This window comes from Enterococcus sp. BWB1-3 (assembly GCF_016745275.1).
Classification (GTDB): Bacteria; Bacillota; Bacilli; order Lactobacillales; family Enterococcaceae; genus Enterococcus_L.
In genome coordinates this window covers 1-12,416 of record NZ_JADOEP010000043.1, presented here as the reverse complement: position 1 = coordinate 12,416, position 12,416 = coordinate 1, and the positions used below count along the sequence as shown (strand labels likewise).

14 protein-coding genes, 1 other RNA gene and 1 pseudogene are annotated in these 12,416 nt (G+C 36.9%); 12 read left to right on the top strand and 4 right to left on the bottom strand.

The window, feature by feature from the left end; translation table 11 throughout:
• The first annotated feature begins 949 nt into the window (after positions 1 to 949).
• Entirely contained in the window at positions 950 to 1,930 is a 981-nt protein-coding gene (locus tag IW492_RS17305; protein WP_202069287.1) for an aldo/keto reductase, read from the top strand.
• A gap of 479 nt (positions 1,931 to 2,409) precedes the next feature.
• Positions 2,410 to 3,414, top strand: a complete 1,005-nt coding sequence (locus IW492_RS17300; RefSeq protein WP_202069286.1) for a nucleoid-associated protein — start codon at positions 2,410 to 2,412, stop codon at positions 3,412 to 3,414.
• Positions 3,415 to 3,471: 57 nt separating this feature from the next.
• Here the strand turns inward: IW492_RS17300 and IW492_RS17295 are convergent, their stop codons facing one another.
• Together IW492_RS17295 and IW492_RS18785 are read right to left on the bottom strand one after the other, a co-directional pair.
• Positions 3,472 to 3,834, bottom strand: coding sequence for a YxeA family protein (locus tag IW492_RS17295; RefSeq protein ID WP_202069285.1), 363 nt, complete (start codon positions 3,832 to 3,834; stop codon positions 3,472 to 3,474).
• A 253-nt stretch (positions 3,835 to 4,087) separates the two neighbouring features.
• Positions 4,088 to 4,189: pseudogene (locus IW492_RS18785) on the bottom strand (IS3 family transposase); the annotation flags it as partial.
• A 153-nt stretch (positions 4,190 to 4,342) separates the two neighbouring features.
• On the opposite strand from IW492_RS18785, the gene IW492_RS17285 reads away from it, so the two are divergent.
• The 3 genes from IW492_RS17285 (at position 4,343) to IW492_RS17275 (ending at position 5,192) form a co-directional block, all read left to right on the top strand.
• On the top strand, positions 4,343 to 4,486 hold the full coding sequence (locus IW492_RS17285; protein WP_202069284.1) for a hypothetical protein: 144 nt from the start codon (positions 4,343 to 4,345) through the stop codon (positions 4,484 to 4,486).
• A 174-nt stretch (positions 4,487 to 4,660) separates the two neighbouring features.
• A complete protein-coding gene (locus IW492_RS17280) occupies positions 4,661 to 4,927 on the top strand; it encodes a type II toxin-antitoxin system RelB/DinJ family antitoxin (protein ID WP_202069283.1) in 267 nt (88 codons plus the stop codon).
• Entirely contained in the window at positions 4,920 to 5,192 is a 273-nt protein-coding gene (locus IW492_RS17275) for a type II toxin-antitoxin system YafQ family toxin (RefSeq protein ID WP_202069282.1), read from the top strand. Before IW492_RS17280 ends, IW492_RS17275 begins: the two co-directional genes overlap by 8 nt.
• 194 nt (positions 5,193 to 5,386) lie before the next feature.
• Here the strand turns inward: IW492_RS17275 and IW492_RS17270 are convergent, their stop codons facing one another.
• On the bottom strand, positions 5,387 to 5,647 hold the full coding sequence (locus IW492_RS17270) for a transposase (protein WP_202069280.1): 261 nt from the start codon (positions 5,645 to 5,647) through the stop codon (positions 5,387 to 5,389).
• A 122-nt stretch (positions 5,648 to 5,769) separates the two neighbouring features.
• Here IW492_RS17270 and IW492_RS17265 point away from each other — a divergent pair, with 122 nt between their 5' ends.
• From IW492_RS17265 to IW492_RS17240, 6 genes are all read left to right on the top strand, one after another.
• Positions 5,770 to 5,955: an inorganic pyrophosphatase gene (locus tag IW492_RS17265; RefSeq protein WP_236671991.1), complete on the top strand. Its 186-nt coding sequence runs from the start codon at positions 5,770 to 5,772 to the stop codon at positions 5,953 to 5,955.
• 99 nt (positions 5,956 to 6,054) lie between these two features.
• Positions 6,055 to 6,759 (top strand): zinc metallopeptidase, encoded by a 705-nt coding sequence (locus tag IW492_RS17260; protein WP_202069277.1) that lies wholly within the window; start codon positions 6,055 to 6,057, stop codon positions 6,757 to 6,759.
• A gap of 82 nt (positions 6,760 to 6,841) precedes the next feature.
• Positions 6,842 to 7,183, top strand: coding sequence for a hypothetical protein (locus tag IW492_RS17255; RefSeq protein WP_202069276.1), 342 nt, complete (start codon positions 6,842 to 6,844; stop codon positions 7,181 to 7,183).
• A 136-nt stretch (positions 7,184 to 7,319) separates the two neighbouring features.
• Positions 7,320 to 7,832, top strand: a complete 513-nt coding sequence (tadA, locus tag IW492_RS17250; protein ID WP_202069275.1) for a tRNA adenosine(34) deaminase TadA — start codon at positions 7,320 to 7,322, stop codon at positions 7,830 to 7,832.
• A gap of 32 nt (positions 7,833 to 7,864) precedes the next feature.
• An RNA gene (ffs, locus tag IW492_RS17245) (signal recognition particle sRNA small type) lies at positions 7,865 to 7,963 on the top strand.
• 389 nt (positions 7,964 to 8,352) lie between these two features.
• Positions 8,353 to 9,537, top strand: coding sequence for an IS110 family transposase (locus IW492_RS17240; protein WP_202069274.1), 1,185 nt, complete (start codon positions 8,353 to 8,355; stop codon positions 9,535 to 9,537).
• A 309-nt stretch (positions 9,538 to 9,846) separates the two neighbouring features.
• Here the strand turns inward: IW492_RS17240 and IW492_RS17235 are convergent, their stop codons facing one another.
• Entirely contained in the window at positions 9,847 to 10,965 is a 1,119-nt protein-coding gene (locus tag IW492_RS17235; RefSeq protein ID WP_202069273.1) for a C45 family autoproteolytic acyltransferase/hydolase, read from the bottom strand.
• Between the two features lie 324 nt (positions 10,966 to 11,289).
• Between IW492_RS17235 and IW492_RS17230 the strand changes: the two genes are divergently transcribed.
• Complete coding sequence (locus tag IW492_RS17230; protein WP_202069272.1) at positions 11,290 to 12,234, top strand: sugar-binding transcriptional regulator; 945 nt, start codon at positions 11,290 to 11,292, stop codon at positions 12,232 to 12,234.
• Positions 12,235 to 12,416: the final 182 nt, after the last annotated feature.

The window sequence follows — 12,416 nt, the reverse complement described above, 5'->3', positions numbered from 1 at the left end:
AGAATATCTAAGAATTCTTTGATATGATTTGACTGAGACATCTTGAAACACTCCTTTGAATTGGTTTTTGTCGACTTTAATTCTACTGGATTTCAAGATGTCTTTCCTGTTTTTTTTTCAAAACGAAAAAAGTGTCAGTGACAATCACGCCACCAACACTAGATATTATAGAGCCCAAAAAATTGCGGTCATCGGACAATGAAAGATTTAATCTTTATTGTCTGATGACCCTTTGTTCTATTCAGTCGAAAAGAATAGGGGCTAGTGGTTCAATAGCCAAGACTATAAGAGCAGCAGCACAGCCCTAGCCGAGAACTGTAGTTCAGAGTGGGCGTTTATATCGTTTACCCATGATTTTTTTGGGCAAGTGAGGGATCATGAAAATAGGTAAAGTAATATTCAAAAAGGGCTGGGAATAGATCAATAGATTGCAGAGTGCTGTTCCATTTCCGCCAAAATAGAGTATACAAATCATTACTGGTACAACAGAAAGTACACATGTAATGCCCCTTCTTGATCAGGTAGGAATTTTTAAGCTGATACAATAATAATCTATCGGGGGGAGTGTCCCAGTGTATGATAAATTTTAGATAAGCTAGGGCTGTTTGCATAGCGGAGAAATTTATTCTTTGTGTTATCCTTTGTTTTTTCTATAATGAATCTGCTCTCGTTTTTAGGGTAACCTAAATTCAATCAAATGATTGTCTTTAAAATAAGAAAGCTCAAGTGGAAACAATTGGAAATCCTCTACCAGTTGATAGTGATTGATATTTTTTGTATGGTGGTATCATAAATACTGGGGAATAGGATGGAATGAACAACAAGAAGAAATAGTTGTATCAGCTTTGTTTAATTGTAAAAAATTACAAATAGCATGCTGGATTTCTCTTGACTTAAAGTTCGCTTCAACTGTTATAGTTACAGTAAGTAAAGAGAGGAGCGTTACGGAATGGAGTATACAAAACTTGGGAATACTGGTGTGGATATTTCGAGAATTTGTTTAGGAGCAATGAGCTTTGGTGACCGGGGAAACTGGGTTCATAAATGGGTATTGAACGATGAGGAGAGCCGTCCTATTATCAGAAAGGCGATCGAGCTGGGAATTAATTTCTTTGATACGGCCAATGTGTATTCGATTGGTCGAAGTGAAGAAATTCTAGGAAAGGCATTGAGGGACTATGCGAATCGGGATGAAATTGTGTTAGCCACCAAAGTTCATGGGAAAATGCACGAAGGACCCAACGGCTCAGGGTTATCCAGAAAAGCAATTTTATCTGAAATCAATCATAGCCTGAAACGTCTGCAGACAGATTATGTGGATTTGTACATTATTCATCGCTGGGATTATAATACACCGATTGAGGAAACAATGGAAGCGCTGCATGATGTTGTGAAATCAGGAAAAGTACGTTATATTGGTGCCTCAGCAATGTATGCATGGCAATTTCAGAAAGCTCAGAATATTGCTGAACAAAATGGCTGGACCAAATTTATTTCCATGCAGAATCATTTAAATTTGATTTATCGTGAGGAAGAACGGGAAATGATTCCGTACTGTCAATCTGAAAAAATTTCGTTAACACCTTATAGTCCGCTTGCTTCCGGAAGATTAACAAGGGATCTGTCTGTCCAGACTGAGCGAAGTACAATAGATGATATTGCCCGTTCAAAATATGATGGAACCGCTGATAAAGATCGTTTAATTATTGAACGAGTGGCAGAGCTTGCTGAGAAATATCAGGTGAGCAGAGTGCATATTTCATTAGCATGGCTGTTACAGAAAGATTCGGTAGCTGCGCCGATTATTGGGGCAACAAAGAGTAGGCACGTGGAAACAGCAGCTTCAGCGGTAGATTTTCAGCTGTCTGCATCAGATATCTTTTACTTGGAAGAACCTTATATTCCACATAATATTGTTGGGTTCTCCTAGAAACGGAAGGACAGGCAGAAAAAGGACGTAGGCTGGAATGCTTTACTGAAAGGAAATCAGATAGTTAGTAGTACTGGTTTCTATTTTTATGTTTTTCTACAGCGTATTGTCATGCTTAAAAAATTCAGAAAAAAATCTTTATTGACTGGAATGAAAAATACCGATTAGTTTCAACACAAAAAGCACTATGCTATTTGCTATAAAATTTTGGGCAATGAACAGGGTTGCTAGTGATGAGAGAATGTGATTTTTAAAATATGGGAAGGATGCTTTTTCAATAATTTTTCTCTATTCGCATCAAAAAGATATTTTGATTTTTTTCAAGATTTCCTGTAGACTGAATAGGATTTGAACAAGAAGAAAGGAATTCTGAGAGTAAAACAGCTTGGAACCTCCTTTTAATGCTTGAAAAATAGAATCATTCCATATTTTTGGAAAAAACAAAATACAATTGAAAAATAGAAGGAGTATAACAACCATTGGATATCTATTTAAAAAAAGCGACATTACATATTATTGACCGGGAAGCCGGTACACCGGTTTTTTCTGAACATGAGCTGGATTTGACCACAGAATACATTCGTATTTATCTGACGAACAAAATAAATAAGCTGTCAACTGCTCAAACAAAAACAGGACTTCTGGTTGCTGAAAGTCCATTCGTGGAAAAAATAAATGGTATTCCTTCCGAATTCATTCCAAAGAGTCAGGAAATTGTTCAGCACTGGTACGATAGTTATTCTGGAAGCGAGGATGGTCCCAGTGCGGATATTCTTGTCGTTCTATATGAAGAAGATACTGTTCTGCATTTGGCGATGTTGAAACTGAACTATAAAGAAAACTATACACATTTTGTCGATTATGAAAATGAAGCTGTTTATAACAAACTGATTATTAATCGGGCAATCCTTCCTTCTAAAACGCAGAAACCTGATGAAGGAATTATTATAAACCTTGATACTCTGAGTTACGAGCTTTTGGAAAAACGTTACGAATTCTCTGGGGAAAAGATTTGGTATTTTTCTGAAAAAGTCATTCAGTCTCAGCCGGCTCCTTCATTGGAAGAAAATATCAAGGAAATAAAAAAAGCGGTCAAACGTATCGGAAAAAAATATGATGAGGATGAGTTTGAACTGATTGCTTCTGTAAAGGAAGCTGTTTATGAGAGTATTGAAGAAACTGGAACCATCGATAACCAGCAGATTGCTGAGCAGGTGTTCAAGGAAAATATTTCTGCTCGAATGGCTTATCAGGAAGAAGTAAACGAATCGAAGTTTGTCGATAAAACACCTCCGGTTCGGGAGGCCAGGGAAATATCCGAGAAGAAATTCGGAAAGCAAAAACTGAAAATGGACAACGGCATTGAACTAATTGTACCAATTGACGTATACAGAAACAGTGATCTGATTGAGTTTGTCAATAATCCAGATGGAACAGTTTCCATCACGTTGAAAAATATTGAAAAAATCAGTAATCAATTATAAAAAAGACAGTTCCAGGATATTCTCAATAATTGGAGAATTCCGGAGCTGCTCTTTTTCTTACTTTGCTGCTTCTATTTGGTTCAAAGCCTTTTCTGGAATATCTTTTTGTGATACTTCTTCCCAGCTGAGGACTCCTTTACGTTTGTTTACTTTCAATTTTAAGTAGGCACCGATGCGTAATGGTTTTTCACGGTATTCAGTCATTTTTTGAGTGACGTCATGCCCATCTTTATCGTAGGCTTTTTGTGTGTAATGATAGCTTGTAAATGGTTCTCCAGTTGAGCTTATTCCATTTTCAGCATCTCCTGTAACTGTGATCTTCGTGTAATAATCTTTTCCTCCGTAATAGTAATTGTAACCATACCAGGCACCTCCAGAAAGAAGCAGAAAGATGATTAGTAGTCCAATCAATTTTTTCATTATGTTCACCTCTTTTCTTAGTATCGCTTTTTTTAAAATTTTTTTCCATAGAAATATCTTTCTATGAGGTGACAGTTTTGTTAGTCTGATAATGAGAATGAACGAGGAGGGAATAGTGTGAAAAAAGTAAAAGTTTTCATGGATCGTTCCATAGGATATAAAGATGACTTTGGGAATATTGGATAAATGTTAATAAAGTAGACACACAAAAAGAGCAAATACCTAGTGAGAATCAAAGTATTTATCCTCCATTTCATTTGGTAAGCATATTTAGGGTGCCATGAGGGCGTTGGGAGTTATAGAACCCTTCGATGTACTCAAAGCATGCCAGTTGTACTTCTTTGAAAGAAGAAAAAGCTCTTTTGTTAAGTTAATAATTTTTTCTGGCATTTAAAGTGTACCGTGCGGTCAGAGTGTTCTCATTTTGCCTTGTCCTAATTCTATGCTAACATCAGGACCAGAGATCTCAACTCCAGGTTCCGAGACTTCAAATGAAAACATTATTACAATGAAACAGGCAATTGAAGAAGCTAATGAAACTTTAGCATGTTTGGACGATGTACCATTGCCTTACCCTGATGATGTTCAAGCTACTAAAGAACAACTAGTTTCAGTGTCAAAAGAACAGAATGTAACAGTAAAACAAATTTAATCAGCAACGAAGCAATTAGAAGAAGCGATTAACAAAATAGATAAATAGAAAAATGTGTAGAATGGTTTTCTGATTTCAGGAAACCATTTTATCAGTATTTATTATGTTGTTTATTAATACATATTATGTTGTTTTGTGTTATAATATAGAAAAGAAAGGAAATGAGGGATAGGGATGTCAACAACTAAGAAAAAGCCAATTCATATTTCAGTTGATGAAGATTTAAAGGAGCAAGCAGAAATGTTGTTCAATGATTTAGGACTAAATATGACAAGTGCAATTACTGTCTTTTTAAAACAGGCTGTAAAAGAACAAGCTATACCGTTTGAAATTCGTAAAATAAATAGTGAGACTTTACAAGCAATAAAAGATGTAGAAGATGGGAATTTGCAAGGAGGCTTCTCTTCGGTTAAAGAGTTAATGGAGGATTTAAATGCTTGATATTTTTTATACCTCTAAATTTAAAAAAGATTACAAAAAAATGGTAAAACAAGGGAAGCCACTTCAAGAACTTGAGAAAATAATCACGTTGCTTCAAAAGCAAGAAGCTCTACCTGAAAAACATAAAGACCACCAACTAACGGGCAACTACGCAGGCTTTAGAGAGTGTCATATTACTCCTGACTGGCTATTAATCTATCAAGTTAAAGAAGAACAGCTGATTCTTGCACTAGCAAGAACAGGTTCACACAGCGAATTATTTTAGAAAAAACCAACTTTCTTACTGAGAGTTGGTTTTTTCATAACTTCTTAAGCAAGCTTTTTGTGCGACGAGTAACCGCAGGAGCAGAAGTGTTCTGTCTCAAGAACCAGGTAGGTAACATGCATCATCTACTCTGACAAGTCAATCGTAGTGATTTATGTCAATAAGTCGGAATATACGAAAATTGTCAAGGAACACTAGTCATAAAATGAATAGCTGTGAATTGATACCTCTTGGAGATTTCTTTTCTGAAGCTGTTTAAACTGACGAGCTGTGAGGATCGTATTGTCATCGATTTTAACTTCAGAATATTGTTTCACCCATCGAGTGACAGAAGATAGGGCAATACCATATTCTTTAGCTAATGCGTTTTGTGATTTTCCACTTTCATAAAGTTTTACGATTGATTTTTTTAATTCCTCGTCAAACTTTCGCTTTGTTTTACGTTTGTCTCCCATAATCAAAAGTCCTTTCTTAAATAGTGTCTACTTTATTAGCATACATGCATATCTACCCAATTAATTATGGCTATGTTGAAGGAGTTATCGGCGATGATGGCGAAGAATAAGATGTCTATATTTTGGATATGTCAGAGCCCTTGAAAGAATTTGAAGGAGAAATAATTGCGATAGTTCATCGAAGAAATGATGTGGAAGAGAAGTGGGTGACAGCTTCTTATTCAGTTCGTTTTTCAAAGGAACAGATTGAAGATGTAATCCATTTTATTGAACGATATTTTGATTCGTATGTAGCATTGCTTGAGTGAAGGCTTCAGACAAGGTGCCTCTTAAAAAAATCAGATGTTAAATCATACTTTTTTCATGCCATCATGGTAAAATAAGGTCAAAGAAAGGAGGCATTTACTATGTTGCCGATATACGGTTTTTTTCATCCATCCTATTTTCTGGTAATTATCGGACTGGTTATTTCCATGATTGCTTCAGCTTATGTGAACAGTACATTTAAAAAATACGATCAGGTGAAGAGTAGAAATAATGTTACAGGAACGAGAGCTGCACAGTTTATTATGCAGTCTGAACATATTGGAGATGTTGGTGTGCAGCAAATTTCCGGTCATTTAACAGATAATTATAATTCAGGAAAAAAAATACTCAGTTTATCTGCTGCGACTGCTCAATCCACTTCTGTAGCAGCAATTGGTGTTGCAGCCCATGAATGTGGTCATGCTGTTCAGGATCACACAGGGTACAGCCCTTTAAAAATCAGAGCTGCGATTGTTCCAGTCGCAAATTTTGGTTCCATGCTGTCATTTCCAATCATTATGATTGGTGTGCTGCTGAGCTGGAATCAAACGTTGATTAATATTGGTATCCTTGCTTTTTCATTGGTCTTACTATTTCAACTGGTCACTTTGCCGGTTGAATTTAATGCATCAAGACGAGCGTTGAAAATCTTATCTGATGGGAACTTGTTAACAGAAGAAGAAGTACCTATGGCTAGAAAGGTTTTGTTAGCAGCGGCGCTTACGTACGTTGCAGCAGCTCTTTCCACTTTTCTTCAGCTGTTACGTTTAATTCTCCTGTTTAGTGGAAATAATCGCAGAAATTAACTAAGAATCAGTTGAATTACTGTGTTGTATTTTGGCTTTATGTTATGATTAATGTAAATTTAATTAGCAGGGAGACGATACAATGAAAGCATCAACAAAAATAACTGTCGGACTAAGTATTGCTGCTGTGGCAAGTGTAGTAGTTGCTGTAACTGCTTCAGAAAAAATTATTAAAAAGGTTTCTCAATTATCAAATCGCTGCAAAGCTAAAAAAATCGTTAACGATAGATTTGGCGGCAATGAAAAGGTAATGGAGGTTGTCGATCATCTTTCAGATGATGAGCTGGACTCAATCCTAAATTTATTGGATAAAGTAAAAGAAGGTCGCGATAAGACTTCTGATTATGCAGATAAACTTAAGGATAACGCAGGTGGAATGAAAGATAAATTCACTTCATTCTTGGAAGATTTACTGCAAAATTAATAGAAATTTTTAGACAGAAAGAATGCTGGAAAGGTATTTGCTTCTGTCTTTCTTTTTACAGAGAAAGAGAATAGACAGCTGTCCTGTCAATCAGTATAATAAAACAGGTATTGTGGAAATTAGCGGAGGGACAATGATGAAAGAACAACTGTCAGAACTGACGTTGACTAATAAAGAATATTATATGAATGAAGCTATTCGTATGGCAGAAAAAGCTGCTTCTATTGATGAGGTTCCGATTGGAGCGGTTATAGTTTTGGATGGAGAGATTATTGGAAGAGGCTATAATCTTAGAGAGCATACACAACAGGCAGCTTCACATGCAGAAATGTTTGCGATTGAAGAGGCATGTAAGCATGTGGGCAGCTGGCGACTGGAGGGAGCACAACTCTTTGTGACATTGGAGCCTTGCCCAATGTGCAGCGGTGCTATGCTTTTGTCCAGAGTCGATGAAGTTTATTATGGAGCTCCTGATCCCAAGGGAGGAACAGCAGGAACATTCATGAATCTGCTGGATGATGAACGTTTTAATCATACTGCTTATGTAGAGAGCGGTATTTTGGGAGAAAAATGCGGACAGCTGTTGACTGATTTTTTTAGAGACCTTCGACAAAAAAAGAAAGAATTAAAAAAACAAAAGAAAGACTAGCCAACGAAATAAAAATGCGGTATACTATAAAAGCCGAAAGGCAGGACAATGGTGGGCCAGTGAAGCGTGTCAGATCTGGAAGGAAGCAGCACTAAGCAGGTGCCACCATGTGTCTGAATTATTTCAATGATATCAAGCCTTAGAGGGCTTTTTTATTTTACTTTTTGGTCCAGAGGACAAAAAGGGGCAATTCCATAGTATAAAAAGAGGTTGGGACAAACACTCATGAGGGCTATCGCCCACACCAAACAGAATGAAAAGAAAAAATGATCGACCTACACGCTATTTCCTGTCATACTAAAGAGGACAGAAGGGCTTGTAGGTCGATCACTTATTGAGGTTCTTTTCCAAGTTGACCTTGAGGGACAAACTAGATCGTTCTACTTATCTGCTCCTGCGGTTACTCGTCGCACAAAAAGATATGCACCAATCATTAGGTCATAGAACCTGCGTATAAAAATAAATTGTTTCTATAAGTAGAATAGCTCCTTCTGTACATTTTTTCAAAGGGGAATTGGACATGGAAGATGTACTTCGTTCTTGTTGTGCTGGATTAGACATCCATCAAAAGGTCATTGTTGCCTGTGTGATTCGTTCTGCTGAAGGAAAAAAACGCCCGGAAAAATTCTTTGGCAGTTTCGAAACAACAACTCGCGGCTTATTGGATTTATCTGATTGGTTATCTTCTTACGAAGTCACACATATCAGTATGGAAAGTACAGGGGTCTATTGGAAATGTGTGTGGCGAATTCTACAGAATCATTTTGACCTGCAATTGGCGAATCCCCGTCACATCAAGAATATTCCAGGGAAAAAAACGGATATGAAAGATGCCGAATGGATTGCTCGATTAACTCGGTTGGGTGTCGTACCCACAAGCTTTGTTCCACCCGAGCCTATTCAAGAATTGCGAGATATTACTCGTTATCGGAAGCATTTAGTTGAAGACTTGAATCGAGAAAAAAATCGTGGACATATGGTGTTACAAAGTGCCGGAATAAAGCTGACTTCTGTCATTAAAGATGTCTATGGCAAATCCGGTCGAGCGCTTCTGTATGCCTTAATTGAAAATAAAGAGATCACAGAAACACTTATTCTCGAGTGTGTCTATACTACTTTACGCAGAAAAGTACCGCAGTTGATGGATTCTTTAGAAGGGTTCATGACCGTTCATTATCGAAAAATGCTCGCTCTTCATCTCAAACAAATTGAGTGTTTAGAAAAACAAATTCAAGAAGTCGAAGAAACAATCAACGACTATCTCACTCCCTATGAAGAGTATGTGGAACGGTTAGAAGAACTTCCGGGAATCAATCGGCGAACAGCCGCAGTTGTGCTCGCAGAAATCGGGATAGATCTGTCTGTGTTTCCAACAGCCGGACATTTGGCTTCGTGGGCAGGAGTGAGTCCGGGGAATAATCAGAGTGCTGGAAAAACCTACAGCAGACGTGTAGGGAAAGGCAATTCTTATCTAAAAAAAGTGTTAGCACAAGGAGCATTGGCCGTTTCCCAAGGGAAACCCAATCGAATACAGGCATTTTTCTTTCGGATAAGAAGGAATACCGGACACAAAAAAGCGGTTGTAGCGACCGTACATTTGATGGTACGAATCATTTATCGGATGTTTTCCGATGCGTCCCGTTATCAAGAACTTGGAGAGAATTATCTACAAAATAGAAAGAACACCTTAACAAACAACTGCTAAAGTGTTCTAGACCAAATTTGACTAACCACACATTAAGCAGCAGGTAGTCTTTTTTTGCATTTTTTGAGTTTTAGTTTTCGTATAAAAAGCGATCAGCTCCGAGAATTAAGAAGGAATATCCGAAAATAGTTTCTCATATTTTCAGGATAGTTCGGCTTAATTCCGAAGGAGTTGCTTTTGTACCACCGTTTATTCGGGGTTAGATACGAAGAGAGTTTGGAATTTTATTTCTGTCTCACTCTCTTTTTTATCTGTAGTATTTGATGTGTTTCTTATAATGGGAATATGATATCCTCTTCGAATAGTACGTCAGATTAATGCCACTGTAGCAAACATATTTCTAGGTGAAGGTTCATTAGTCAATTCGATCTCAATTATTTCATCTGCAAATGTATCATTTACTTTGTATTTGAATAGCCCGTTTTCTTTACGTCCTCCCCAGCAAATTTCAATAGAATTGTCAGCGCTGTCTAGTAAAGCAGTTTTGGTTGTACCGAAATAATCGTCAAAGTAAAAGCAGCAAAGCCCATTGGGGTAAGGAGTTAAGAAGAAATTAAATAAATTATCTCGAGTAACGATAGTGTTTTTCTTAGCGAAATCTTCTAATAACTTATATCGATTAATGGAATTTTCTTTTGCATAAGGGTCTTCTTTTTTTATAAAAGGAAGTATAGGATGATTTGTTACAAAAAGATGGTTTTCAGGACTTCCTTTTGTTACTGCTCGGTCTTCTTTCATTCCATCTACTATTTCATAAAGCAGCAGATCGCCATTTTTATCTGCCAACAGATAATTGACATTATCACCGATTGGCAGCTCATCTAATAATACTTTTGCCTCTTGGACAGTGGAACAGGTTTCTAAAATTAATCGAATGGCAATCCAAAATCTCAAGCCCTCAACTTTTGGCTTCCGAAAAGGACCGACTGGAGAACCACAGGCAGACATGCTGACAGATAATCCATGCTCATTTACACCACAATCAATACCGAAAAGCAGCATACTTGTTCCGATAAAATGATTTGCTCCTGTATTTGTATAATGAACCAGACAAAAATCCTCACTTTCTGCATCAAAATCATAATTTCTCATCACAATTGGATGCTTGGTTTCACCATTCAATGAATGACTTGCAAATTGGCTGCATCCAGGGGTAGTAATGCTGTAGTGATAAAAGAAAAATTCATTTGGAGTAAGCCCTGTTCTCTCCATAAAACCTTTGATTTCTTCATTAATTGAGGGACAATATTTTTCAAAATAGTCGACCGCTCTTTTGGTATCCTTATCAGACAGCTGTTTTTTCAAGCCTAACAAGTTGGTAGTATGTAAAACAAGTTGTTCTCCTATCCTATAACCTATATCAAAATTCTTCCCTGTACGATTATTAACCGTAACTTTTTTCTTTAAAACAGATTTTTTATTAGACATCTGAATAAACTCCTTTGGAATACCTGTTTTTATTAAGCTTATTATAACAGAATACAGAAGTAAGACGACCTGATAGGCTTCAGATAAATAATGGATTTCGAAACCTTCAAAATAGATTAGAAGTCGGCTCACCTAATTATTTGAGGTAGTCTTGAAACGGAAAATTTTTAGTTGTGGAGCATAACTTTTCAATTTTTTTGTAGTTGTTAATGCTTGTTGACTTTTACAAAAAGATACTCAATGAAATTTACAAATGATATTTCCCTTTCACGAATGTGAATCGTGTGGTATAGTTTTTCTGAGAGCAAGAAAAGGAGAAGAACCATGGATGAAGAAAAATTATTGATAAGAATTGCAGAAATGTATTATCAGGAAGATAAAAAGCAAAGCCAAATATCAAAAGAACTAAATATCCATAGAACAACAATCAGCCGGCTGTTAAAGCGATCCAGAGAAGAAGGGATTGTTCAAATTACGATTAATTATGATAAATCCGGCAGTTATTCATTGGAGCAGGAGCTGGAAAAGCGATTTGGTTTGGAGAAGGCGATTGTAGTTCCTGTTGCATCAGATTTATCAGTGCAGCAAAAAGAAAAAATCTTAGGGAAATCAGCCGGAGAATATTTTTTAGGCTTGTTATTAAATGGAATGAAAATCGGCTTTTCCTGGGGGCATGCACTGGCAGCCATGGTTGAAGAAATGGGCAACATTGAATTAAACGAAGTAACTTGTCTTCCCATGATTGGAGGACCTTCCGGGAAGCTTGCCAGTGCGTATCATGTGAACACTATTGCCTATGCTGCATCTAAAAAAATTGGCTGTAATGCGCTGATGATTGACTCACCTGCTGTAACAGAGACAAAAGAATTGCAGACAGCTTTAATGAAAAATTCTTTCAATCAGGAATTATCCAATCTATGGAAAGAGCTTGATATTGCAGTTTTTGGTATCGGCAGTCCAAGTATGAGTGAAAATGACAGATGGAAAGGGTTCTATGGAGAAGATGTAATGAAGGAGTTGGAAACAAAAGAAGTTGCTGGTGATATTCTCTCCCGTTTCTTTGATTATTCCGGAAATACGATTGACAGCAACCTTAATGATCGTATTATTGGCATATCAATGAAGCAACTAAAAAAGGTACCTCAACGAATTGGAATTGCAGAATCGGATGAAAAAGTTGGAAGTATTCAAGCCGCGTTAAAAGGACAGCTTCTTACAACGTTGGTTACAACAGAAGAAACAGCTGTGAAAGTTCTTAAGATGGAATAATCTGCATGATAAAAAATAAGTTTGAAAGTGTTTAGTCTATGTATCAGACTAAGCACTTTTTATTGTATGTTCTGAAAACCCCCAGCTATGCTGGGGGTTCTTGAGAGCTTCCAGCGTGGTAGTAAAAAAGCCTCCTAAACTGATAAGATGAAGTTGGTTTCCCGACCACCACATCAAAAGTT

Coding starts and splice junctions, on each gene's coding strand:
- IW492_RS17240 (WP_202069274.1), top strand. CDS start 8,353: ATGGAAGATGTACTTCGTTCTTGTTGTGCTGGATTAGACATCCATCAA.
- IW492_RS17295 (WP_202069285.1), bottom strand. CDS start 3,834: ATGAAAAAATTGATTGGACTACTAATCATCTTTCTGCTTCTTTCTGGA.
- IW492_RS17285 (WP_202069284.1), top strand. CDS start 4,343: ATGAAACAGGCAATTGAAGAAGCTAATGAAACTTTAGCATGTTTGGAC.
- IW492_RS17270 (WP_202069280.1), bottom strand. CDS start 5,647: ATGGGAGACAAACGTAAAACAAAGCGAAAGTTTGACGAGGAATTAAAA.
- IW492_RS17260 (WP_202069277.1), top strand. CDS start 6,055: ATGTTGCCGATATACGGTTTTTTTCATCCATCCTATTTTCTGGTAATT.
- tadA (WP_202069275.1), top strand. CDS start 7,320: ATGAAAGAACAACTGTCAGAACTGACGTTGACTAATAAAGAATATTAT.
- IW492_RS17280 (WP_202069283.1), top strand. CDS start 4,661: ATGTCAACAACTAAGAAAAAGCCAATTCATATTTCAGTTGATGAAGAT.
- IW492_RS17235 (WP_202069273.1), bottom strand. CDS start 10,965: ATGTCTAATAAAAAATCTGTTTTAAAGAAAAAAGTTACGGTTAATAAT.
- IW492_RS17275 (WP_202069282.1), top strand. CDS start 4,920: ATGCTTGATATTTTTTATACCTCTAAATTTAAAAAAGATTACAAAAAA.
- IW492_RS17230 (WP_202069272.1), top strand. CDS start 11,290: ATGGATGAAGAAAAATTATTGATAAGAATTGCAGAAATGTATTATCAG.
- IW492_RS17305 (WP_202069287.1), top strand. CDS start 950: ATGGAGTATACAAAACTTGGGAATACTGGTGTGGATATTTCGAGAATT.
- IW492_RS17255 (WP_202069276.1), top strand. CDS start 6,842: ATGAAAGCATCAACAAAAATAACTGTCGGACTAAGTATTGCTGCTGTG.